We start from the raw sequence: 24,424 nt of genomic DNA, 5'->3' as shown, positions 1-24,424 counted from the left end.
CTAAGCTATCACATATGCAACTAAGAGATTTATTAGCAAGCACTAAACACTGGGTCACCACCTCTTCTCCTGAAGGATTATATGATCGCCAACTGGTTTGGATTGCTTTAGGCTTAATGCTGACAGGGTTAGTGATGGTGACCTCTGCTTCATTTCCAATTAGCACGCGTCTTACAGACCAGCCGTTTCACTTTATGTTTCGCCATGCTGTATTTCTGTTGCTTGCGTTAGTAACCGCTAGCATAGTACTTCAGGTTCCCTTGAGTAAATGGTCCCAATATGGCTCTCTGTTATTAGGTTTATCGGTTTTTCTTCTTATCGTTGTCTTGGTGGCGGGTAAGTCAGTCAATGGAGCTTCTCGCTGGATACCCTTAGGGCTGTTCAATTTGCAACCAGCAGAGCTTGCAAAACTGTCATTATTTATCTTCATGTCTGGCTATTTGGTTCGTAAACACCAAGAGGTTCGCTCGAGCTTTTTTGGTGGATTTATCAAGCCGATCATCATTTTTGGTACTCTAGCTAGTTTGCTTTTACTTCAGCCTGATTTAGGAACAGTTATTGTCATGCTGGTAACTTTGTTTGGCATGCTATTTATTGCTGGAGCTAAATTAAGTCAATTTTTAGCACTCATGGCAGTCGGTATTTTTTCTGTGGTTGCTCTCATATTGTTAGAGCCTTATCGAGTAAGGCGAGTGACGTCTTTTCTTGACCCATGGGAAGACCCGTTTGGCAGTGGCTATCAGTTGACACAATCCTTAATGGCATTTGGTCGAGGGGAATGGTTAGGGCAAGGGTTAGGCAACTCAATTCAAAAACTGGAATATTTGCCGGAAGCGCACACTGATTTTGTTTTTGCTGTACTTGCAGAAGAATTAGGCTTTGTAGGTGTTGTTTTAGTTCTTATGCTGATTTTTAGTTTAGTCATCAAAGCGATTTTAATAGGGCGTAAAGCGTTTGAAAATAATGTGCTTTTTGGTGGTTATTTAGCATTCGGTATCGGAATTTGGTTTGCGTTTCAAACCTTGGTCAATGTAGGAGCCGCAGCGGGTATGGTTCCTACAAAAGGGTTAACCTTACCTTTGATTAGCTATGGCGGATCGAGTTTAATTATTATGACAGTTGCGGTGGCGATATTATTAAGAGTTGATTTTGAATGTCGTATTAGTTCGATGACCCCGAGACCTAAAAAGATAGCAGATGATGAAAAAAAATAAACGTTTGATGGTAATGGCTGGAGGAACGGGTGGACATGTCTTTCCTGGTTTAGCTGTTGCTAAAAAGCTTCAGCAACAAGGTTGGGATATTCGCTGGCTTGGCACTGCCGATAGAATGGAAGCTGAACTGGTTCCCAAACATGGTATAGAAATCGATTTTATTAAGGTTAAAGGCTTACGTGGGCAAGGTCTATTGAAATTGATTCAAGCTCCTTTTCAGATAGTTAATGCCGTTTTTCAAGCAAGAAAGCACATCAAAGCTTGGCAGCCAGATGTGGTTTTGGGCATGGGAGGCTACGTTAGTGGCCCAGGAGGAGTAGCCGCAAGAATTCAGGGTATTCCTGTTGTTTTGCATGAACAAAATGCCGTTGCTGGATTAACCAATCGTTGGCTATCATGGATTGCAGCTAAGGTTTTCCAGGCTTTCCCGGGCGCTTTCCCTGATGCTGAAGTTGTGGGCAACCCAGTTAGAGAGGACGTTGTTGCTATTAGAGAACCTTCTCAACGAATGGGTGGGCGTACCGATAATATTCGTATTTTAGTCATGGGCGGCAGTCAAGGAGCACAAATTCTTAATCGCACTATGCCTGAAGTCATGGCAAAATTAGGTGCCGGATATGAGGTTCGCCATCAAGCGGGAAAAAATAACAAGGCTGAGGTTGAGTCTCAGTACCACAGCCTTCAAGTTGAGTCTGCGCAGATAGTCGAGTTTATTGAAGATGTTGCTGAAGCGTATGCTTGGGCTGATATACTTATTTGTCGTTCTGGTGCATTAACGGTATCAGAAGTTGCAGCAGCAGGTCTGGGGGCTATTTTTATCCCCTTTATGCATAAAGATAGACAGCAAGCTTTGAATGCTGACCATTTAGTAGAATGCGGGGCTGCAAAAATGATTGAACAACCTGAGCTTACAGTAGATAAACTCGCTCAGCAAATACAACAACTCGATCGCCATAAACTGATTGAAATGGCAAACAGTGCGCGTTCGGTAGCAAGGTTAGATGCAGATGATAAAGTGGCTGATGCCATAATTGCACTAACAAATTAACGAGAAATTCCATGACTATTTTACATACTCAAAATTTAGCCCAAATTCGCTCCATGGTGCCAGAGATGCGGCGTGTAAAGTGTATTCACTTTATTGGTATAGGTGGTGCTGGAATGAGTGGTATCGCAGAGGTATTGCTCAACGAGGGGTATCAGATATCTGGTTCGGACCTTGCGAATAATCAAGTGACCGAGCGTTTAGCTCAGAAAGGAGCAAGAATCTTTATTGGTCACAATGAGTCTAATGTTCAAAAGGCTAGTGTTGTGGTTGTATCGACGGCTGTCAGCGAGGATAATCCTGAAATTAAAGCCGCTAGAGCAGCTCGAATTCCGGTCGTGCGCCGAGCTGAAATGCTTGCAGAGTTGATGCGTTTTCGTCATGGTATTGCAGTGGCAGGCACGCATGGTAAAACGACAACAACAGCTTTAGTGACTCAGATATATTCTGAGGCTGGTTTGGACCCAACCTTTGTTAATGGTGGTTTGGTTAAAAGTGCAGGTACTAATGCGCGCTTGGGCTCAAGTCGTATATTAATTGCAGAAGCAGATGAAAGTGATGCTTCATTTCTGCACTTACAGCCTATGGTGAGTATCGTCACCAATATTGAGTCAGATCATATGGACACTTATGGTGGTGACTTTGAAACGCTTAAGCAGACTTTTATCGATTTTTTACACAATTTGCCTTTTTATGGACAGGCAATTGTTTGTATCGATGATCCTGTTGTAGCTGAACTCATCCCGAGAATTAGCAGACAAGTCATTACTTATGGCTTCGACGAACAAGCCGATGTTCGTATTGAAAATTACCATCAGCATGGTCAGCAAGGCAAATTCACAGTAGTTCGAAATGGTCGTGCAGATTTGGAGATCACCCTAAATATTCCTGGTCGACATAACGCTCTTAATGCGGCGGCCGCAATAGCTGTGGCCACTGAAGACGACATTCAGGATGATGCTATTTTGCGCGCAATGGCCTCAACCCAAGGTACTGGCCGGCGATTTGAACATTTAGGTGAATTTGAAACGGGTAACGGCCTCGTTATGCTAGTTGATGATTATGGTCATCATCCTACGGAAGTTGATGTCACTATCCAAGCTGCTCGTAATGGGTGGCAGGATAAGCGTTTGGTCATGGTTTTCCAGCCTCATCGTTACAGCCGAACACGAGACTTATACGATGATTTTGCTAATGTTCTTGAACAAGTTGATGTGCTGATTATGTTGGATGTCTACTCCGCAGGTGAAAAGCTTATATCGGGTGCCGATGGCCGTTCATTGTGCCGTACCATTCGCAGTCGAGGAAAGTTAGACCCTATTTTTATTCCTGATATCAGTGCCTTACCTTCAGTTTTAGCGAATGTTTTGCAAGATGGTGACTTAGTGTTAACTCAAGGAGCTGGTGATATTGGCAAAGTGGCGAAGCAGCTTGCGACACTTGAATTAAACTTAGACAAAATGACCGCTGGCGATTGAAAAAAATGAAAATTCTATTATTTGAGACAAATGATAGAATTAAAGTGTTATTTCTCAATTTCTGTGTTTGATACTTTAGATGACGCCAGTATAATTCGAAGGTTAAAGTCAGTACTTTACCTTCTTATGACACACAGGTAATTGATAGGGTTAGGATTGAATGACGGAGGCAATTGCCTTGGTTGAGAGTACGAGCACACAAAAACGTCATTTAACCAAGTATCCACTAGTAAAAAAACATAGCCTCGGTGGGTTGTTTTTATTATTCGTGGTGCTGTCGATTAGCTCGATTCTATACTCTACGGTATCTTGGATGTGGGATGAAAAGCGTCTGCCTTTGTCGAATATTATATTGGAAGGGAACCTTAAGTACGTATCACCCCGAGACGTGCAACGCTCCTTTGCAACTTTGCCGCATGTGGGGACTTTTATGTCACAAGATGTCAAAGTTTTGCAAGAAACGGTGGAAGATATTCCGTGGGTTGCGCATGCTTCAATAAGAAAGCAGTGGCCAGATACGATTAAAGTGTTCTTAACCGAATATGCTGCAGTGGCTATATGGAATGGGACTGAGCTTCTTAATCGGCAGGGTAATGTTTTCAATGGTGATATTGATAAATTAACTGGTGATCGTGTCAGGCTATATGGCCCTCTGGATAGTAGTAAAGAAGTATTAGAAGTGTGGCGAGAAGTAAGTCCCAAATTTGCGGCTTTAAACCTCAATATTTCGTCTTTATTGCTCAACGATCGCCGAGCTTGGCAGATAATTCTGGATAATGGTATTAGGCTTGAGCTAGGTAAAGAATATTTGCATGAGAGGGTTGAAAGATTCCTTTCATTATACAGAAACTTAGGTAGCGATTCACAGAGAGTCAGCTATATTGACCTCAGGTATGATACGGGAGCTTCCGTAGGTTGGTTCCCCGGACAAGAGATAGAACAAGAGAGCTCAGATGACAAAGACCGCTGATGACAACATTATTGTTGGTCTTGATATAGGTACTGCAACCGTATCAGCTCTGGTTGGAGAAGTATTGCCTGATGGTCAGATAAATATCATTGGGGCAGGCAGTAGCCCGTCTCGTGGAATGGATAAAGGCGGGGTCAATGACCTTGAGTCTGTTGTCAAGTCTGTCCAACGTGCTGTTGACCAAGCCGAGCTCATGGCTGAATGTCAAATTAGTAATGTGTTTATCTCGATATCGGGTCGACATATTGCTAGCCGGATAGAAAAGGGCATGGGAACCATTTCTGATGAAGAGGTTTCTCAAGAAGATATGGATCGAGCGATTCATACTGCCAAATCTATCAAAATAGGTGACGAACAGCGCATTCTTCATGTAATTCCTCAAGAATTTACTATTGATTATCAAGAGGGGATAAAAAATCCGCTAGGGTTATCAGGAGTAAGAATGGAAGTCAGCGTTCATTTGATCTCATGTCATAATGACATGGCAAGGAATATCATCAAAGCTGTGGAGCGCTGTGGATTAAGAGTTGAACACTTAGTCTATTCCGGTTTAGCAGCGAGTACAGCAGTTATAACCGAAGATGAACGTGAACTCGGCGTGTGTGTTGTTGATATTGGCGCTGGCACCATGGATGTTTCTATATGGACTGGCGGAGCACTGAGGCATACTGAGGTATTTTCTTATGCTGGCAATGCGGTTACGAGTGACATTGCCTTTGCATTTGGCACACCAGTCAGCGATGCTGAAGAGATAAAAGTAAAGTATGGTTGCGCCCTCAGTGAACTGGTAAGTAAAGATGATACCGTCAATGTTCCTAGTGTTGGAGGAAGACCTTCACGTAGTTTACAGAGACAGACTTTGTCTGAGGTCGTGGAGCCTCGTTATACTGAATTGATGGGTTTGGTCAATCAAACAATAGATACGATTCAGGAAAAACTGCGAGAAGATGGGATAAAACATCATCTTGCAGCAGGCGTAGTTTTGACGGGTGGAGCTGCGCAGATTGAGGGATTAGTTGAATGTGCTGAACGTGTATTCCGCAATCAAGTAAGAGTTGGAAAGCCTCTCCAAGTGAGTGGCTTAACAGATTATGTAAAAGAGCCGTATCATTCAACGGCAGTGGGTTTACTTCATTATGCAAGAGATAGTCAAATTAATGATGATACAGAGTATACTGAGCCGAAGCGCCAGTCTGTAACGACATTATTTGGTCGTTTGCGTAATTGGATACAAAAAGAATTTTAACCTGAGTGCAGGATAAACGGAGATAACACATGTTTGAACCGATGATGGAAATGTCTGATGACGCTGTCATTAAGGTCGTTGGAGTTGGTGGCGGCGGCGGTAATGCCGTTGAGCACATGGTACGTGAGTCCATCGAAGGCGTGGAATTCATTAGCATTAATACCGATGCGCAGGCGCTTCGTAAAACAAGCGTGAATAGCGTTATCCAAATTGGTGGTGATATTACAAAAGGTCTTGGAGCGGGTGCAAACCCTCAGGTTGGGCGTGATGCAGCTCTCGAAGATCGCGATAGAATTAAAGAAGAGCTCGATGGTGCCGATATGGTATTTATCGCAGCTGGTATGGGCGGTGGAACAGGAACAGGTGCTGCCCCAGTTATTGCAGAAGTTGCAAAAGAGCTGGGAATTTTGACAGTAGCTGTTGTGACTAAGCCATTTAGCTTCGAAGGTAAGAAGCGTTTAGCTTTTGCAGAACAAGGAATTGAAGAATTATCGAAGCAAGTCGATAGCTTGATAACGATTCCAAATGAGAAACTGCTGAAAGTGTTAGGGCGTGGTATTACTTTACTAGAAGCTTTTGCCAGTGCGAATGACGTACTTAAGAATGCAGTACAAGGTATCGCAGAGCTTATTACTCGTCCGGGCATGATAAACGTCGACTTTGCGGATGTACGCACTGTGATGTCGGAAATGGGTCATGCAATGATGGGAAGTGGCGTGGCTAAAGGTGAAGATCGTGCTGAGGAAGCTGCTGAGATGGCAATCTCAAGCCCGCTTTTAGAAGATATAGATCTCGCTGGTGCTCGTGGTGTTCTAGTGAATATTACAGCTGGTCTTGATATGCGTCTGGATGAGTTTGAAACGGTTGGTAACACGGTTAAGGCATTTGCGTCAGATAATGCTACAGTTGTTATTGGTACTTCGTTAGATCCTGATATGGCCGATGAAATTCGTGTCACTGTTGTTGCTACTGGTATAGGTACAGAAAAAAAACCTGATATCACTTTGGTAGCGGGAGGGAAGGCAAAAGTGTCTCCCGTTGCTCAGCAACAAGCTCAACCAGTTACGCCAGCTCAACAGCCTGCTGTAAATAAAGTAGAAGAAAAAACGGCATCAAGTTTGCAGGAGAAACCTCAGGTAACTCCTCAGCCGACAAGTTCTGCTCCTTCAAGCACAGGTGCTGGCCAACAAAGTGCTGCACCCAAAGCCGACAAGGACACCGGATATCTGGACATTCCAGCATTCCTTCGTCGTCAGGCTGACTAAACGTAATTTGACACTGTTCAAAATTATAATTTGACAGTGTTCAAAATTATGAACTAAACATAATTTGACACTGTTCAAAATTATGGTACGATTCGCGGTTGATATTGCTTATCAACCGGGTTTTGTAGCAATTTGTACTGAGGCAAGCAGATGATCAGACAACGTACTCTGAAAGAAATAGTGAAAACAACTGGTGTGGGCTTACACTCCGGTCGTAAAGTCACATTAACTCTTCGCCCAGCGGCTGCAAACACTGGCGTTATTTATCGTCGAACGGATGTGAATCCACCTGTTGATTTCCCTGTTGATGCTCAATCTGTTCGCGACACTATGCTTTGTACAGCATTAGTCAATGATGAAGGTGTGCGCATTTCAACAGTTGAACACTTAAATGCAGCGCTTGCGGGGATGGGGATCGATAACATTATTGTTGAGGTCGACGCTCCTGAAATTCCGATTATGGATGGCAGTGCAAGTCCATTTGTATTTTTGCTTCAACAAGCGGGCATTGAAGAGCAAAACGTAGCAAAGCGTTTTATTCGTATTAAAAAACCAGTGCGTTTTGAAGATGGTGATAAGTGGGCTGAGTTCGTACCTTATAACGGTTTTCGTATGGACTTCGAGATTGAATTCAATCATCCAGCAATAGAATCTGATGAGCAGCACCTTCTGTTTGATTTTTCATCGCAAGGTTTTGTCAAAGACATATCTAGGGCCCGAACCTTTGGCTTCATGCGTGATATAGAATACTTGCAGTCACAGAATTTGTGTCTTGGTGGTAGTTTTGATTGTGCAATCGTGCTGGATGAGTATCGCATTCTAAACGAAGAAGGCCTGCGTTTTGACAATGAGTTTGTTACTCACAAGGTGCTTGATGCTATCGGTGATTTATACATGTGTGGACACCCAATTATTGGTGAATTCCGTGCATTCAAATCTGGTCATGGATTGAATAACCAACTGCTGCGCTCAGTGCTTGCTGATCAAGAAGCTTGGGAATGGGTAACGTTTGAAGAAGAAGCAACATCCCCTGTTGCTTTTGCAAGCGTTAACGCATTGACTGCGTAAAAATTCTTGTATTTAAAAACCAGGCAATCTGCCTGGTTTTTTTGTCTATAGTAGCGGCAAAATACTGCCTTATTGAAGTAAGTTGGCTCTTAAAGCGGCCAAACATCCGTCATATAATCACTGAAAATAAAGAATGCTTCAAACAAATCACCTTGTTATTGGTCCTTGGCGGTAAAATTCCTTAAACTAAGCGCCACTTACGCCTTGAAATCCCGTGTTCTCATCTCAATATCTGAATAACGTGATTTATCTCAGTATTCTTAGTTTAGAACTGTTAGAGACTGAAGGCATAGAATGTAGATCGGGCCCGATCTAAGTAAAGAGAGATGCATAGCAAATGATAACTAAGCTACTGACAAAGGTAATTGGTAGTCGCAACGACCGCACGTTACGTCGCCTTAGAAAAATTGTAAAAGAAATAAATAACTATGAACCGGGCTTTGAAGCACTTTCTGATGAAGAGCTAAAAGCAAAAACTGTTGAATTCCGCCAGCGTCTTGAACAAGGTGAAACCTTAGATGGCCTTCTTCCTGAGGCATTTGCAACTGTGCGTGAAGCGTCTAAACGCGTATTCGGCATGCGTCATTTTGATGTGCAGCTTATCGGCGGTATGGTGCTTAACGCAGGCCAAATTGCAGAAATGCGTACAGGTGAAGGTAAAACACTGACGGCGACACTGCCAGCCTATTTAAATGCTTTAGCTGGGAAAGGTGTTCACGTCGTGACGGTCAACGACTATCTTGCTAAGCGTGATGCTGAAACAAACCGTCCTTTGTTTGAGTTTTTGGGTATGACGGTTGGTGTCAATATACCTAACATGCCTCCTCAAGAGAAAAAGCAAGCCTATCTAGCAGATATTCTTTACGGAACTAACAACGAATTTGGTTTCGATTACTTGCGTGACAATATGGCATTTCGCTCAGAAGACAGAGTTCAGCGCGAGCGCTTCTTCGCTGTGGTCGATGAAGTGGATTCCATCCTGATCGATGAAGCCCGAACTCCTTTGATCATTTCCGGCCCTGCTGAAGATAGCTCGGAATTATATACCCGTATCAATACCTTAATTCCTCACCTTGAGAAACAGGATCAGGAAGACTCTGAAGAATATCGCGGTGATGGCCATTACACTGTCGACGAAAAATCTAAACAAGTACATTTGACCGAAACTGGTCAAGAGTATGTTGAAGAGTTGATGATCAAAAATGGTTTAATGGAGGAAGGTGATACGCTCTACTCGCCGACCAATATTAGTTTGCTACATCATGTCAATGCTGCCTTACGAGCGCATGTTTTGTTTGAGAAGAACGTCGACTATATAGTTAACGAAGATGGCGAAGTCGTAATTGTTGACGAACACACTGGCCGTACTATGCCCGGGCGCCGCTGGTCTGAAGGCCTGCACCAAGCTGTGGAAGCAAAAGAAGGCGTTAAAATTCAAAATGAAAACCAGACACTAGCATCGATTACTTTCCAGAATTACTTCCGTCTATACGAAAAGCTGTCTGGTATGACAGGTACGGCAGACACTGAAGCGTTTGAATTTCAGTCTATCTATGGGTTAGAAACTGTCGTTATCCCAACGAATAAGCCTATGGTTCGTAACGATATGCCAGATGTGGTGTACCGTACTGAGGCAGAAAAGTTTGCCGCCATTATTGAAGATATCAAGCAGCGAGTGGAAAAAGGCCAGCCTTCTTTGGTGGGCACTGTATCGATAGAAAAGTCAGAGCTTTTATCCAATGCACTGAAAAAAGCCAAGATCAAACACAATGTTTTGAATGCTAAGTTCCATGAGCGAGAAGCTGAAATTGTTGCAGAAGCAGGTACACCGGGAGCCGTTACCATTGCGACTAACATGGCTGGCCGTGGTACAGATATCGTGCTTGGTGGCAGTTGGCAGGCGAAAATTGATGCTTTGGATAGCCCAACTCAAGAACAGATTGAGGTGATCAAAGCAGATTGGAAAGAAGTGCACGATAAAGTGTTAGAGGCTGGTGGCCTGCATATTATTGGTACGGAGCGACATGAGTCTCGCCGTATTGATAATCAGCTGCGTGGTCGTTCTGGCCGTCAAGGTGATGCTGGTTCGTCACGTTTCTACCTTTCTATGGAAGACTCACTGCTGCGTATCTTTACTTCCGATCGTATGGCGAGCCTTATTCAAAGTGGTATGGAAGAAGGGGAAGCGATTGAGTCTAAAATGTTATCTCGGTCAATTGAGAAGGCCCAACGTAAAGTTGAGGGTCGAAACTTCGATATCCGTAAGCAGCTTCTAGAATACGACGATGTGGCTAATGATCAGCGTAAAGTTGTTTATGAGTTGCGCGATGAACTGATGAATGTGGAAGACATCAGTGACATGATTGATCAAAACCGAGCGGATGTTATAACTGCTGTCATTGACGAATATATTCCACCTCAGTCTTTAGAAGATATGTGGGATGTCGAAGGGCTACAAGAGCGTCTGAAAAACGATTTTGATCTTGATGCACCAGTCAAACAGTGGCTTGAAGATGACGACAAGCTCTATGAGGAAGCCCTGCGTGAGAAAATCTTGGAAACTTCGATTGCAGTCTACAAAGAGAAAGAGGCCGTAGTTGGTGAGCAGGTGCTGCGTAACTTTGAAAAATCAGTCATGCTACAGACTCTTGATACGCTCTGGAAAGAGCACTTGGCTGCGATGGACCACTTGCGTCAGGGAATTCATCTGCGTGGTTATGCGCAGAAAAACCCGAAACAGGAATATAAGCGTGAGTCGTTCGAGTTGTTTGAAGGTTTGTTGGATGCACTAAAATCAGATGTGATTACCATTTTGTCTAAAGTTCGTGTTCAGCAACAAGAAGAAGTGGAGCGCATGGAAGCTCAGCGCCTAGCACAAGCAGAAGAAGCGGCGAGACGAGCTCAAGCACAGCATGCTTCAGCTGGTAACCAGCTAGCTGATGAAAGCCAAGAAGACCATTCTAATCAGCCTATGGTCCGTGAAGAGCGCAAGGTAGGACGTAATGAGCCTTGTCCTTGTGGTAGTGGCAAAAAGTACAAACAGTGCCATGGCCAGCTGAGTGGCTAAAAATAGATAGATTTTAAAACATCAAGAGTCGCATTAGCGGCTCTTTTTTTGAGGAAACTGATTGTGAAACGTATCCATATTGTCGCGGCTATCATTTTAAATGCTGAAAAAAGTGAAGTATTTATCACTAAGCGCCCAGAAGACAAGCATAAGGGGGGCTTCTGGGAGTTTCCGGGAGGAAAAGTTGAAGATAAAGAAACCGTAGCACAAGCTATTAAACGCGAGTTAGATGAAGAAGTTGGTATTCAAGTGACACAACATAGCTTGTTCGAGCATTTAGAATACGACTACACAGATAAATCATTGAAGTTTGACTTTATTCTTGTTACAGATTTTGAAAACCAACCTTTTGGCAGAGAAGGGCAGCAAGGTAAGTGGGTACCGATCCCTCAGCTAAGGGACTATGAATTTCCTGAAGCCAATAGAACAATCCTTGACAGAGTGGTGGATGAATACAGTTAGCTATAAGAGTCATCAGTCAGGCTAGAGAAGATAGTGCTTTTCAGCCAAGTAGGAAAATTTCACTATCGAATGTATAGCCAGTCGTCTTTAATATTGGTAGTTTTAACTCGGTAGCATACAAAACGTGAATAATGGAGAAGTGCATGGTACGTATTGCAATTGCGGGAGCAGCTGGACGCATGGGGCGTAACCTAGTCAAAGCGACTCACCAGAACCCACTTGCCCAAGTCGGTACAGGCTCAGAAAGGCCTGAATCTTCTTTGGTTGGCGTTGATATTGGTGAGCTTTGTGGAGAGGGTAAGTTTGATGTTGTATTGACGGATGATTTGAGTAAACAGATCGACCAGTTTGACGTCATCATAGACTTTACTGCGCCAGCAAGTACCTTAGCAAACCTCGAACTCTGTCAGAAGCATGGTAAAAGTATTGTCATTGGCACGACAGGCTTTACAGAGGCAGAGCGCCAACAAATCGAAGAAATGGCAACAAAAATGCCTATTGTTATGGCATCAAATTACTCTGTTGGTGTAAACCTTGTTTTCAAGCTACTTGAAAAAGCAGCGAAGGTAATGGGTGATTACTGCGATATCGAAGTGGTTGAAGCTCATCACCGCTATAAAGTCGATGCCCCTTCTGGAACTGCGCTTAGCATGGGTGAAGCCATTGCTGGTGCTATGGGTAACAAGCTGAGTGATGTTGCTGTTTATGCGCGTGAAGGGATTACTGGTGAACGAACCAAAGATGAGATCGGTTTTGCCACAATTCGAGCTGGCGATATTGTCGGCGAGCATACCGCTATGTTTGCTGATATTGGCGAACGGGTAGAAATAACCCATAAAGCTACCGATCGTATGACCTTTGCTAATGGTGCGGTTAAAGCTGCGGTATGGTTAAAAGAGAAACCTGCGGGTTTTTATAGCATGACAGATGTGCTTGGCTTAAATGAACTGTAATTAAATAATTATGCGCCGAGCTTGCTCGGCGTTTTTAATCCTTTCCTCTGCTTTCACTGTTTACAAAACTTTAGTCACTTTGTTAGTTATCACGATCTTTTCTTTGTCTTATGGGTGTAAGGCTGTTTTTTTTATCTGAAGTGTTTAAAAATAGTCTTTAATCTGGTGGTTTAACGTTTGCGTAGTGCTGTTGTCTTTTGATGGCATACTCTTCTACTGTCTTACCAAGTAAATTTATACGTTTTGTATCCAATGGCTAAAATTACGGGAGTAAACCTAGTATTTTAGCTGCTACAAGCGCTTATTTGCATTAACCGCCCTAAAGTCTGAATTAATTTTTATGCTCCTGTTGACACATTTAATCTTCGTCATTAGAATGCTGCCAATTTGTCTAAATAACCTGAAATCACTTATTCAAGGTGTAAAGGAAGGCAGATTTGCAGTTTAATTTATAATTTATGCATTTTTATTCTGGAGGTTGTCTTGAGTAAATCAGCACTGTTAGTCCTAGAAGATGGGACAGTGTTCCACGGAGTTTCCATTGGAGCAGATGGTTCATCCGTTGGTGAAGTCGTTTTTAATACCTCGATGACGGGGTACCAAGAAATCCTCACTGATCCTTCCTATTCTCAACAAATCGTCACTCTCACTTACCCACATATAGGCAATACCGGAACCAACTCCGAAGATGAAGAATCCTCTTCTATCCATGCACAAGGCCTTGTGATTCGCGACCTTCCCCTTATCGCTTCTAACTTCCGTAATGAACAAACCCTTTCTGATTACCTTAAGTCACAAAATATCGTAGGTATCGCTGATATCGATACGCGTAAGTTGACTCGTATTCTGCGTGAAAAAGGTGCGCAAAACGGTTGTATTGTTGCAGGCAGCAATCTAGACGAAGCTTTAGCCTTGGCCAAAGCAAAAGAATTCCCTGGCTTAAAAGGTATGGACCTTGCGAAAGAAGTTACAACGAAAGAAGCGTATCAATGGCAACAAGGTTCGTGGACGCTCGAGGGTGGTCTTCCAGATGCGCAAGACAGTAGTGAGCTCCCATATCACGTTGTTGCCTATGACTTTGGAGCAAAGCGAAACATCTTGCGTATGCTCGTTGACAGAGGTTGCCGCTTAACAGTTGTGCCAGCTGAGACAACAGCAGAAGAAGTGATGGGACTTAATCCTGATGGTGTATTCCTCTCAAATGGCCCTGGTGATCCTGAACCATGTACTTATGCGATTGAAGCAACAAAAGCATTCCTAGATAAAGGTTTACCCATCTTTGGTATCTGTTTAGGGCACCAAATCTTGGCGCTTGCATCGGGTGCAAAGACGGTGAAGATGAAATTTGGTCATCATGGCGCAAACCATCCAGTGAAGGATCTTGACCGAAATGTGGTTATGATTACTTCACAAAACCATGGGTTTGCAGCTGATGAAGATAGTTTGCCAGAGAATTTGCGTGCTACCCACGTATCCTTATTTGATGGTTCTCTTCAGGGCATTCATCGCACCGATAAACCAGCATTTAGTTTCCAAGGTCACCCAGAAGCGAGCCCAGGTCCTCACGACGCTGCGCCGCTATTTGATCACTTCATTGAACTTATTAAACAGCACAGCGCTTAATTTGGAGTAGTAGAGAATGCCAAAACGTACTGACCTAAAAAGTATTCTAATTCTGGGTGCTGGCCCGATTGTTATCGGTCAAGCATGTGAGTTTGACTACTCTGGTGCTCAAGCGTGTAAAGCGCTTCGCGAAGAGGGATATCGAGTTATTCTTGTTAACTCTAACCCTGCGACGATTATGACTGACCCTGAGATGGCAGATGCCACCTACATTGAACCTATACAATGGGAAGTTGTACGTAAGATCATCGAAAAAGAACGTCCTGATGCAGTACTTCCTACAATGGGAGGGCAAACTGCTCTTAACTGTGCACTTGATTTAGAAAAGCATGGCGTGCTTGAAGAGTTCGGTGTTGAGATGATAGGCGCAACTGCCGATGCGATTGATAAGGCGGAAGATCGTTCTCGTTTTGATAAAGCGATGAAGTCTATCGGCCTTGAATGTCCGCGTGCTGATACTGCTAAGACTATGGAAGAAGCTTATCGCGTTCTTGATATGGTCGGTTTCCCATGTATTATTCGCCCTTCATTCACTATGGGCGGTACTGGTGGTGGTATTGCTTACAATAAAGAAGAATTTGAAGAAATTTGTCGCCGCGGTTTAGACCTTTCTCCGACTAATGAATTGCTTATCGATGAGTCTTTAATTGGCTGGAAAGAGTACGAAATGGAAGTGGTTCGCGATAAAGCGGACAACTGTATTATCGTTTGTTCGATTGAAAACTTCGATCCTATGGGTATTCACACTGGTGACTCGATCACTGTTGCTCCAGCACAAACATTGACGGATAAAGAATACCAACTGATGCGTAACGCCTCGCTTGCGGTACTGCGTGAAATTGGTGTTGAAACGGGCGGTTCAAACGTTCAGTTTGGTATTAACCCGAAAGATGGCCGCATGGTTATCATTGAGATGAACCCTCGTGTGTCACGTTCATCAGCTCTAGCATCAAAAGCAACCGGTTTCCCTATTGCTAAAATCGCAGCCAAGCTAGCAGTTGGTTTCACTCTTGATGAGCTACAAAATGATATAACAGGTGGTGCAACGCCAGCATCATTTGAACCGACCATCGACTACGTTGTGACTAAGATCCCGCGCTTTAACTTTGAAAAATTTGCTGGTGCGAATGATCGCCTTACGACTCAGATGAAGTCAGTAGGTGAGGTTATGGCGATTGGTCGTAATCAGCAAGAATCGTTGCAAAAAGCATTACGTGGCTTAGAAGTTGGTGCAAACGGCTTTGATGAAATGGTTGATCTCGATGCGCCAGACGCTTTAACGAAAATTCGTCATGAGCTAAAAGAAGCAGGTGCTGAGCGTATTTGGTACATTGCAGATGCGTTCCGTGCTGGCATGTCAGTCGATGGTGTATTCAACCTAACGGCAATCGATCGTTGGTTCCTAGTTCAAATCGAAGAGCTTGTTAACTTAGAAAACCAAGTGAAAGCGGGTGGTTTTGCAGGTTTGACTCAAGATGTATTGCGCAAGATGAAGCGTAAAGGCTTCTCTGATGCTCGCCTGTCTTCAATCCTTGGTGTGTCTGAGAATGAAATCCGTCGTCTACGTGACCAATATGACATTCACCCTGTCTATAAGCGTGTCGATACTTGTGCGGCTGAGTTCTCATCGGACACGGCTTACATGTACTCATCCTACGATGAAGAGTGTGAAGCGCAGCCTACAGATAAAGACAAGATCATGGTTTTGGGCGGCGGTCCAAACCGTATTGGTCAAGGAATCGAATTTGATTACTGTTGTGTACATGCTTCACTTGCACTGCGTGAAGATGGTTACGAAACCATCATGGTTAACTGTAACCCTGAGACGGTTTCTACCGACTACGACACTTCAGACCGTCTTTACTTCGAACCTGTAACTTTAGAAGATGTACTTTCTATCGTACGTGTTGAAAAGCCAAAAGGTGTGATTGTTCAATACGGTGGTCAAACACCACTGAAACTGGCTCGTGCGCTAGAAGCGGCAGGTGTTCCTATTATTGGTACTAGCCCAGATGCGATTGACCGCGCAGAAGACCGTGAGCGTTTCCAAGCAGCTGTTGACCGTCTTGGGCTTCTACAGCCTGAGAACGCGACAGTAACGACTATCGAGCAAGCGGTTGATAAGTCAAAAGAGATTGGCTTCCCACTGGTTGTACGTCCATCATATGTTCTTGGTGGTCGTGCGATGGAAATCGTATACGATGAGCAAGACCTGCGTCGCTACTTCAACGAAGCAGTAAGTGTATCAAACGAGTCGCCAGTACTTCTTGATCGTTTCCTAGATGATGCAACTGAAGTGGATATCGATGCTATCTGTGACGGTGAGCGAGTGGTGATCGGTGGTATCATGGAGCACATCGAGCAAGCGGGTGTTCACTCGGGTGACTCTGCATGTTCACTTCCTGCTTACACGCTAAGTCAAGAAATCCAAGATAAGATGCGCGAGCAAGTTGAGAAACTTGCATTTGAGCTAGGTGTACGTGGTCTGATGAATACCCAGTTTGCGGTGAAAGACAACGAAGTTTACTTAATCGAAGTAAACCCTCGTGCTGCACGTACTGTCCCCTTTGTTTCTAAAGCAACAGGTGCGCCACTGGCTAAAATTGCTGCACGCGTAATGGCAGGTCAATCTCTTGAGTCACAAGGCTTTACCAAAGAGATCATCCCACCTTATTACTCAGTGAAAGAAGTCGTACTACCCTTCAACAAGTTCCCTGGTGTTGATCCACTGTTAGGCCCAGAAATGCGATCTACCGGTGAAGTTATGGGTGTAGGTACAACTTTTGCAGAAGCTTACGCGAAAGCGGAACTAGGTTGTGGCAATGTTTACCCAGAAGGCGGCCGCGCACTATTGTCTGTTCGCGAAGGTGACAAGCAACGTGTTGTTGATCTCGCCTCTAAGCTAACCAAACTTGGTTACCAGCTAGACGCAACACACGGTACAGCGATCATCCTAGGTGAAGCGGGAATCAATCCTCGTCTTGTTAACAAGGTACACGAAGGTCGTCCACACATCCTAGACCGCATAAAGAACAACGAGTATACCTATATCGTGAATACGACGGCAGGCCGTCAATCGATTGAAGACTCTAAAGTATTGCGCCGCGGTGCCCTAGCAGAAAAAGTCAACTACACGACAACTCTCAATGCGGCATTTGCCACTTGTATGTCACATACGGCTGATGCCTGTGCCTCGGTGACTTCAGTACAAGAGTTACATGCAAAAGTAGCGAAAAGCCAAGCTTAAGTAGATAAGGTTTACTCTGTATAGAGACTATAAAGCCTGCTTATTCAAGCAGGCTTTTTTGTTGGATAAACTGTTTATCTAATAAGTCATGCCGAGCTCATGAAGTTTTTATTCATGATTGGTTGGGAGAATAGCCCAGAGGCTGTGTGCCCTTTAGTCCGTTAAGTGCTACGGAGTAGTGAGTACTGGATGATACGGTAATGAATAACACCCTCTCTTTACTGATACTTGCTTGTATATAAAACCCAAGCGGCACGAAAACCAGTACATCATCTTCCTGAATCGCGAGCAGCATAGTGTAATAGTAAGAGGACTTATTGGCAGACTCGCTGGACCAAAATATCCAAGCGCTGCTTTCGTGTCGATAAAGGTTTACAAAACCATCAGACACGATATCCATAATTTTCGCTTTTAGATTAGCTGGAAAGGTGCCGCCGACCACTTCATCAAGCTGTGCTTCAAGCTTTGAAATTGCGCCTTGAGGAGAATCACTCGATATTACAGGTTGGATAGTCCTTTCGATGTGAATGTTATTCTCTTGCGCTAATTGTTCAGCTTTAGCAATATTCAACTCTAATGATGAATTGAGCGCTTGTTGAAATACGCGTGTTGCCGCTATTGCTTGGCTGATGTATTGAGGCTCCAAAGAAAACAGCGTTTTGAATTTCAGATCTTGTTGATCGTCTGTTGCCAAAACCCTTGAATTTGGAGCTAAAGCATCGTTTTTTAAAATTGAGTCACCCAGTACAACGGGGCTATTTACTGGAGTAACCTTGACATCTCTAGTGATGTGCATATTGGCTTACCTCTATCAAATTAGCTAAGTTGCCTGACTGCCTGCAGTCCTTTCAGTTTGATGTCAATCTTATCACTGTCTATCGTCAGCGCGTCCGGTTTATCTGGCTGACTAAAAATGCTGTGACTGTTATTTTCTATCTCAACTTCTATTGAAAGTAGGCTGACAGCCATAAGAGGGCCTGTGCGATCGCTTTGAGAAATAACGAGGAAATTGTACTGATAGTGGGCATGATTACCCTGATTTGTTTCAGTTTCTGAATAGCCAAACCAAGATTGATCCTTTTGTTTATCTAGATCGCAAAATGCATGGGCTACTATGGTTTGGAGTCTCTGCTTATCGAAAATACCGAATGAATCTTGTGCAGTCAGTTGGCCTGCTATGTCTGAAGTAAGCATAGATAGGGCTTGATATTGTTTGTTTAGTTCTACGTTTAATGTTGCAATTATTGCCAATCCAGGCTCTGCTTTGATTTGTGCTTTGGCCAGTTCAAAGTCAATAATGCGGTTTTCATTTGAACAGTCAGTAAAGAGTTTGGATAGCTCATATGCTTGAGTCAGATATCGCTCATCCTCTACTTCTAAAAATACCTGATAAGGTAACTCTTTTTGTTTACAGGGCACGATTTCAATATTCATAAGTAACCTCTTAGAAGATGTAAGGTTTATATCAGCGTTCTAATGCTTCGGCTATGACCATACTTTTAAAGTTCATGGTTTGTGTGACTTTTGAACCTGCCACCAAAGACAATACGTTACTATCAGAGGACTTTAAGTGAATGTCGACGGATGTAAGTTGGCCAACCATAGTGGCACCTGTCGACTGATTTTGCACAATGTTAAACATGTTGTATTGGTAGGACACTTCTTTTTCACTTTGACCAAATATCACAAAGTAACCACCATTTTTCTGAGCATTGAGATCTAAAAAAGCTCGCGCAGCCATACCAAATGCAGCCCAGTTTTCAGTCACCGCTCCTTGAACCATACCGATCAAATTTTGTAATTGATCTATCGCGACCCATGCTTGCATTGTTTGGGCTGTTTCGGCAACCGTCTTTGTGCCAACAACTGCCATGGTTTTATGGCTTTTAGCAATAGTAAGAGCTTGGTCAAAATCTATACCTTGTGTTGCGGTGTGAAGATTGTCAAAGGCACTTAACATATTTACCGCTTGGTCTAGATGTTCGAGATTGATGTTTAAGATGGGGCTAAAAATATCAGTTTTAATATCCGGTGCTATGGTTACCGATTCCATGACCTTTCCTTAGTTGATTATATTGCGAATTAGGAGGTGGCAAATGGCCACCTCCGAGGCTTTTATGCCTGTAGCGCTTCAACGACAGTGATTGACTTAACGTTCACAGAGTAGTTGTGCTTATCTTTGGTTGTAATCCAAAGTACTTTCTCTTTGTCGACATCAACAGTGATGGTTAAGCCGATTGGAGCGGCTGCCATAACCGAGCCTGTTTCTTTATTGGCCACAGCGAATAAGATGTTGTAGGTGTAGGTGGTCTTGTGCTCGCTTTCCTTACTCCAGAAAATCCAAGAACTTTCTTTTTGCTCATTGAGGTTCGTAAAGCCTTGCTCAATCGTATTTTTGAATTTTTCATAGGTTGGCGTTTCTTTGTCTAGGTAAACACCCACAACAGTATCAAGTAGGTTCATGACATCATCGACCATGGCCGACACTTGATTATCTTGCTTTACGATTGACTGGTTTATTGTGCCAGTGACCGCCATTTCTTTGTGCTCTTTGACAAGCTGTAGTGCTTGGTCAAAGTTAAACTCTAGCGTGTCACCATTGATAGCGTCTTGAAAAACTTGTGCCATTTCAATTGCCTGATGAACATTCTCTGCTGGAACTTGAAACAGAGTATTGAAGTTAAGCTTGCTTTCACCTGCCTTTTTGATTACATCGTTACTGTCTAGAACGACAACGCTATCAAAAGTCATAATCTGATCTCCATGCTGTATTGGTTGGGAGTAAAGTTCATCCCAAGGTCTATATGCAGATCTTCTCATATGCAGGTTTGGTGTTTCATAATTGCGACACCATTCACACAGTAAATGGCTTGTTATGCGAATATGTTTTTTAAATTATTGATTAGTATTAATTTTACGATTGTTGAATCAATAGTGACCTGTACTGCGGATTTAGAGGGTTTGATTGATAGTATTCATTTATCTAAGACGATTAACAAATAACCATGTTGTTAATAAAAGGTCTATTTTAAGTTCGGTTTTTTATTTTGCAGATAAACACCTAAGGCATAGAGTGGGGCAAGCGAAATAAATGGGAAATAGATATAGATATCAGGTTCATTAAAATGAGCCGTAAAGCTATCAGTAGATACATATAAAATATAGGTTGAAAATATATTGATTAGGCAGAATAAATAGAGAAAGTTATGGTTAACTGTAAATTTTTCCAACAGGTAACAGCTTATTACACCAGACAATATGTAGAATATAGCTGTAACAATACAATCGATCGTCCAAAAATAGGGATCGCCAATACCTATATACTGACACATAAAGAAAATTGTCAAGGTCATTCCTAAAGGCATAACTATTGTAGTAAAAAGGTTGGCTATCGAGACGAGAAAAATTTTAAAAGACATTGTTTTTATAGGTTTTATTTTTAGTTTTGATTATTATTATTTGTTTTATGTTGTCAATAGGAAAAGCAATAAAACCAACTATAAGTCTATTGTTTATAAAGAAGCGTTAAATTAATAACGCTCTTTTTAATAATGGATTATTTAAAAATACAACTGATTCTAGTAAAAGCATCATCAAATGTCTGGTAAACCAATCCATTATCTAAATGAGCGGGTATATGCCCGCTACTTGACTACTCATATTTTGGATAATAGTGATTTATTCCCACCTGCTAGAAGAAGCAGCGAAAGCTTTGGCGCCACTCGATGCAATCAGTTTTGTATCTAGATGCTGGTCACTCAATATATTTCATTTTGTTCAGTTTATCTAAACGATAATTAAGAATATCTAGATATTCTTAACTTCATTTATTAGATATCTTAGTTGAGTACTTTGACGGACATCAAAAACAGCTCGTTTTTCCTGCCCTTGTTGCTTCTTTGGCTGCTCACCCAAAGAAGAGAAATAATAAATGTCACTCATAGGTATCTGATATGAAAAAGCCTTTAAAAGCCTTGATACTGGCGATGGGGTTATCTCTTGGTTCAGTGAATAGTTACGCTCTTTCTCTCGAACCGCTCGATAAAAATTTTACTCTTCAACTGCTTGGATCTGGTGGACCTATTTCCGACGATCTTCGCGCTTCTTCCGGTGAACTTATCTGGTGGAAGGGAAAGTCACAAGTGATGATAGATGCTGGTGGCGGAGTTTACCTAAGGTTTGGTCAAGCTGGCGGTAAGCTTGAGGATCTCGATTTTCTCGGTCTAACTCATTTTCACACCGATCACGTTGCTGATGTGCCAGCACTGCTTAAAGGTGGTTACTTTTTTGATCGCCAAGATCCTTTAGATATTGCTGGGCCTGAAGCCGGTTCTGCTTTTCCTAGTATGACTGGTTATATGAAAGCATTGTTTGATGGTGATAAAGGTGCTTACGCCTATCTCAATGGTTTGTTTGATGGTAGTGATGGCTTATTTCCCGTCACTATCACAGACGTACCCTACAAATTTTCACAAGGAACCAAAGTTTACCAGCAAGATGGGCTGACTATCTATGCGCTCGGCATTCCCCATGGTGATGTTCCTTGCTTAGCCTATCGTATTGAAAGCGAAGAAGGGGTAATGGTAATTTCTGCGGATCAAAATGGCAGCAATCCGGATTTTGTCGAGTTTGCTAAAGGGGCTGATATTCTTTTGATGCCTTTAGCGATTCACGAACAAGCCGATGAAGTGTCGTCATTTTTGCATGCTAAGCCCTCAATCGTTGGCAAAATCGCCGCACAAGTTAACCCCAAACTTTTGGTCCTCAATCATTGGATGGGACTGGGTCTTAAGCTCAAACCTGAATCGATCAAGGTAGTGAAACAGTATTACAAAGGTCAGGTGATTGCGGGGCACGATTTATCTAGTTATCCCATGAGCGCAGCTAAGGAGTTATCCAATGAACAATAAACTCGTTCTCTCTATTGCTATAACATCGGTTATTACTCTCAACTCAGGTATGGTCTTTGCCGATACTTCGCCGGAAGCTCCGGTTGAAGCCCAATCTAAATCAGAGCATGGCGGGAAATGTGCAGCGGGTAAATGTGGCACCGAAAAACGCTTTGAAAAGCAAGAATTAACAAGTAACCCACAAGGCCGCTTAGTACGAGCCCGTGATGGTAAATGTGGTGTGACGGGAGAGGGGATTGATCCTTCTTATGAAACCATCAAGTTAACTCAAAGCAAAATCACAGGTGGCGTATGCGGACAATAACCAATACGTCAAAAGGACTAGGGCTGCGCAGTGAACATATTGATTTGCTGTGCAAGCTACCTGAACATCCTGATATTGATTTTCTTGAATTAGCGCCAGAGAACTGGATGAATATCGGCGGTTTGAAGCGCGAACAGTTGCAAGATATTGCGCAAAAATACCCTTTGGTTGCTCATGGGCTCAGCTTATCTATTGGTGATTGCCAGCCTTTAAATGAACCTTTTATAAGAGATGTCGTGAATTTCCTCGATGAGTTTAATATCGAGATATACAGCGAGCATTTGAGCTTTTCGAGAGACAGTCAAGGCTATTTGTATGAGTTACTACCGATACCAAGACAAAAAGAGAATATTGCTTATTTAGTTGAACGTATTCAGCGGGTCCAAGATTTAGTTCAGCGGCCAATTGCGCTGGAAAATATCTCTTATTACCACAGTTATGGCGATGAAATGCCCGAGGGAGAGTTTATCGCTGAGATCTGCGATAAAAGTGGCTGCGAGCTGTTGCTGGATATCAACAATGTGTTTGTAAACAGTCACAATCATGGTTATTGCCCTTACAACATGCTTAATAGCTTACCAAGTGAGGCGATACGTTATTGTCATATTGCTGGTCATCTTAAAGAAAAAGATGGTTTTTTGCTCGATACACATGGAGCGTCAGTTCCTGATCAAGTATTGGATTTAGCTCGCTACACCTATGGTGTTCACGGTAGTAAACCTTTGCTTCTAGAGCGGGATCAAAATATGCCATCCCTACTGGTACTCGCTGAAGAATTGCGCAGTATTCATGGCGAAATACAGGAATTTGGTCAAACGCTCGAAGGGCTTTGTAAGGGGGGAGTTAATGCTTAATCCTCCTAGCCAAATGTTGGCTCAAACCGAGCGTTTATCGGCAATGATACGTTTGCCAAACGAGCAAAGCGATGGCTGTCGATACAGCGAATTCATTCGCGATAATGTTTTTGGTGTGGTGACTAACACCTTCCCACTTTTTTCAGCGCAGTTTTCGCATCTACAACTTGAGCAAATGATTGATGGCTTTGTGGCTAAACATGCTGCCTTTGAGGCTGAATTTCACCAAATAGCAAGCGAATTTGTACAGTTTTTGCAGAAAGATGAAGGTGCCAGTTCGGGAACTGTGTCATTGCAACATTTAGCCTTACTTGAATATGAATGGGTTACTTTTTGTGTCGAGATCGACGCTGTAAGCGACAATTTTTCTGAGCTTTCTCGAAAGGAAGTAACAGAAAGCGACAGCTTACAAGTCAATCCAACTTTGAGGCTCACTCAAGTCCCTTTCTTACTTCATCAAGACTCAGTGACATTTTTAACCACGGACCGTCATAGTGTGTTTTACGGCGTATTTCGCAACCAAGAGCAGCATGTTGTTTCTCAAAGGTTAAGAGATATAGATATCGCTCTGATTCAAATGCTGATAAATAAACCTGATTTAACATCAGCTCAATTACAGCAAAGGGTTAATCACAGCAATATCAGATTTAACGCGATGGAGTGGGTGCAAAATTTTAGTGAATTAGGACTTATTAAGGTCCAATTTTCAGGAGAATAA

At 42.9% G+C, this 24,424-nt stretch carries 20 protein-coding genes; 16 read left to right on the top strand and 4 right to left on the bottom strand.

Annotated features, from left to right (window positions below):
• Window positions 1-14: 14 nt before the first annotated feature.
• The 12 genes from ftsW (at window position 15) to carB (ending at window position 17,638) form a co-directional block, all read left to right on the top strand.
• Window positions 15-1,214 carry a cell division protein FtsW gene (ftsW, locus tag MHN79_RS04475; RefSeq protein ID WP_239171890.1) on the top strand — a complete coding sequence of 400 codons (1,200 nt, stop codon included), beginning with the start codon at window positions 15-17 and terminating at the stop codon, window positions 1,212-1,214.
• A complete protein-coding gene (murG, locus tag MHN79_RS04470; protein WP_160929411.1) occupies window positions 1,201-2,262 on the top strand; it encodes an undecaprenyldiphospho-muramoylpentapeptide beta-N-acetylglucosaminyltransferase in 1,062 nt (353 codons plus the stop codon). The genes ftsW and murG overlap by 14 nt, the downstream gene beginning before the upstream one ends.
• An 11-nt stretch (window positions 2,263-2,273) precedes the next feature.
• Window positions 2,274-3,737, top strand: coding sequence for a UDP-N-acetylmuramate--L-alanine ligase (gene murC / locus MHN79_RS04465; protein ID WP_160929413.1), 1,464 nt, complete (start codon window positions 2,274-2,276; stop codon window positions 3,735-3,737).
• A gap of 160 nt (window positions 3,738-3,897) precedes the next feature.
• On the top strand, window positions 3,898-4,707 hold the full coding sequence (locus tag MHN79_RS04460; protein WP_239171889.1) for a cell division protein FtsQ/DivIB: 810 nt from the start codon (window positions 3,898-3,900) through the stop codon (window positions 4,705-4,707).
• A complete protein-coding gene (gene ftsA, locus MHN79_RS04455; protein ID WP_114785125.1) occupies window positions 4,691-5,953 on the top strand; it encodes a cell division protein FtsA in 1,263 nt (420 codons plus the stop codon). The genes MHN79_RS04460 and ftsA overlap by 17 nt, the downstream gene beginning before the upstream one ends.
• 29 nt (window positions 5,954-5,982) lie before the next feature.
• Complete coding sequence (gene ftsZ / locus MHN79_RS04450) at window positions 5,983-7,218, top strand: cell division protein FtsZ (RefSeq protein ID WP_239171888.1); 1,236 nt, start codon at window positions 5,983-5,985, stop codon at window positions 7,216-7,218.
• A 150-nt stretch (window positions 7,219-7,368) separates the two neighbouring features.
• Window positions 7,369-8,286 carry a UDP-3-O-acyl-N-acetylglucosamine deacetylase gene (lpxC, locus tag MHN79_RS04445; protein ID WP_239171887.1) on the top strand — a complete coding sequence of 306 codons (918 nt, stop codon included), beginning with the start codon at window positions 7,369-7,371 and terminating at the stop codon, window positions 8,284-8,286.
• A 337-nt stretch (window positions 8,287-8,623) separates the two neighbouring features.
• A complete protein-coding gene (secA, locus tag MHN79_RS04440) occupies window positions 8,624-11,353 on the top strand; it encodes a preprotein translocase subunit SecA (protein WP_239171886.1) in 2,730 nt (909 codons plus the stop codon).
• Window positions 11,354-11,416: 63 nt separating this feature from the next.
• The gene (mutT, locus tag MHN79_RS04435; RefSeq protein WP_239171885.1) at window positions 11,417-11,815 is read left to right on the top strand and encodes an 8-oxo-dGTP diphosphatase MutT; all 399 of its coding nucleotides are present in this window, start codon (window positions 11,417-11,419) and stop codon (window positions 11,813-11,815) included.
• A gap of 143 nt (window positions 11,816-11,958) precedes the next feature.
• Complete coding sequence (gene dapB / locus MHN79_RS04430) at window positions 11,959-12,768, top strand: 4-hydroxy-tetrahydrodipicolinate reductase (RefSeq protein ID WP_239171884.1); 810 nt, start codon at window positions 11,959-11,961, stop codon at window positions 12,766-12,768.
• A gap of 483 nt (window positions 12,769-13,251) precedes the next feature.
• A complete protein-coding gene (carA, locus tag MHN79_RS04425) occupies window positions 13,252-14,391 on the top strand; it encodes a glutamine-hydrolyzing carbamoyl-phosphate synthase small subunit (protein WP_239171883.1) in 1,140 nt (379 codons plus the stop codon).
• Window positions 14,392-14,407: 16 nt separating this feature from the next.
• Window positions 14,408-17,638, top strand: a complete 3,231-nt coding sequence (gene carB / locus MHN79_RS04420) for a carbamoyl-phosphate synthase large subunit (protein ID WP_239171882.1) — start codon at window positions 14,408-14,410, stop codon at window positions 17,636-17,638.
• A 112-nt stretch (window positions 17,639-17,750) separates the two neighbouring features.
• Here carB and MHN79_RS04415 read toward each other — a convergent pair whose 3' ends face one another.
• The 4 genes from MHN79_RS04415 to MHN79_RS04400 all read right to left on the bottom strand — a co-directional run bounded on the left by MHN79_RS04415 (window position 17,751) and on the right by MHN79_RS04400 (window position 20,389).
• The gene (locus MHN79_RS04415) at window positions 17,751-18,434 is read right to left on the bottom strand and encodes a hypothetical protein (protein ID WP_239171881.1); all 684 of its coding nucleotides are present in this window, start codon (window positions 18,432-18,434) and stop codon (window positions 17,751-17,753) included.
• Between the two features lie 20 nt (window positions 18,435-18,454).
• Window positions 18,455-19,072, bottom strand: a complete 618-nt coding sequence (locus tag MHN79_RS04410; protein ID WP_239171880.1) for a hypothetical protein — start codon at window positions 19,070-19,072, stop codon at window positions 18,455-18,457.
• Between the two features lie 31 nt (window positions 19,073-19,103).
• Window positions 19,104-19,691 (bottom strand): type-2Aa cytolytic delta-endotoxin, encoded by a 588-nt coding sequence (locus tag MHN79_RS04405; protein WP_114785145.1) that lies wholly within the window; start codon window positions 19,689-19,691, stop codon window positions 19,104-19,106.
• A 62-nt stretch (window positions 19,692-19,753) separates the two neighbouring features.
• Complete coding sequence (locus tag MHN79_RS04400; RefSeq protein ID WP_239171879.1) at window positions 19,754-20,389, bottom strand: hypothetical protein; 636 nt, start codon at window positions 20,387-20,389, stop codon at window positions 19,754-19,756.
• 1,202 nt (window positions 20,390-21,591) lie between these two features.
• Between MHN79_RS04400 and MHN79_RS04395 the strand changes: the two genes are divergently transcribed.
• Genes MHN79_RS04395 through MHN79_RS04380 form a run of 4 tightly spaced genes read left to right on the top strand, consistent with a single transcriptional unit; the run spans window position 21,592 to window position 24,424 of the window.
• Window positions 21,592-22,548, top strand: a complete 957-nt coding sequence (locus MHN79_RS04395) for an MBL fold metallo-hydrolase (RefSeq protein WP_239171878.1) — start codon at window positions 21,592-21,594, stop codon at window positions 22,546-22,548.
• Window positions 22,538-22,852, top strand: a complete 315-nt coding sequence (locus MHN79_RS04390; protein WP_239171877.1) for a hypothetical protein — start codon at window positions 22,538-22,540, stop codon at window positions 22,850-22,852. Before MHN79_RS04395 ends, MHN79_RS04390 begins: the two co-directional genes overlap by 11 nt.
• Complete coding sequence (locus MHN79_RS04385; protein ID WP_239171876.1) at window positions 22,840-23,706, top strand: DUF692 domain-containing protein; 867 nt, start codon at window positions 22,840-22,842, stop codon at window positions 23,704-23,706. Before MHN79_RS04390 ends, MHN79_RS04385 begins: the two co-directional genes overlap by 13 nt.
• Window positions 23,699-24,424, top strand: a complete 726-nt coding sequence (locus MHN79_RS04380) for a DUF2063 domain-containing protein (protein WP_239171875.1) — start codon at window positions 23,699-23,701, stop codon at window positions 24,422-24,424. Before MHN79_RS04385 ends, MHN79_RS04380 begins: the two co-directional genes overlap by 8 nt.

The sequence above is a fragment of the Vibrio sp. Of14-4 genome, assembly GCF_022347625.1.
Classification (GTDB): Bacteria; Pseudomonadota; Gammaproteobacteria; order Enterobacterales; family Vibrionaceae; genus Vibrio; species Vibrio pristinus.
Note: the sequence above shows the minus strand (reverse complement) of the source record. Positions and strands in the feature narration are given on the sequence as shown.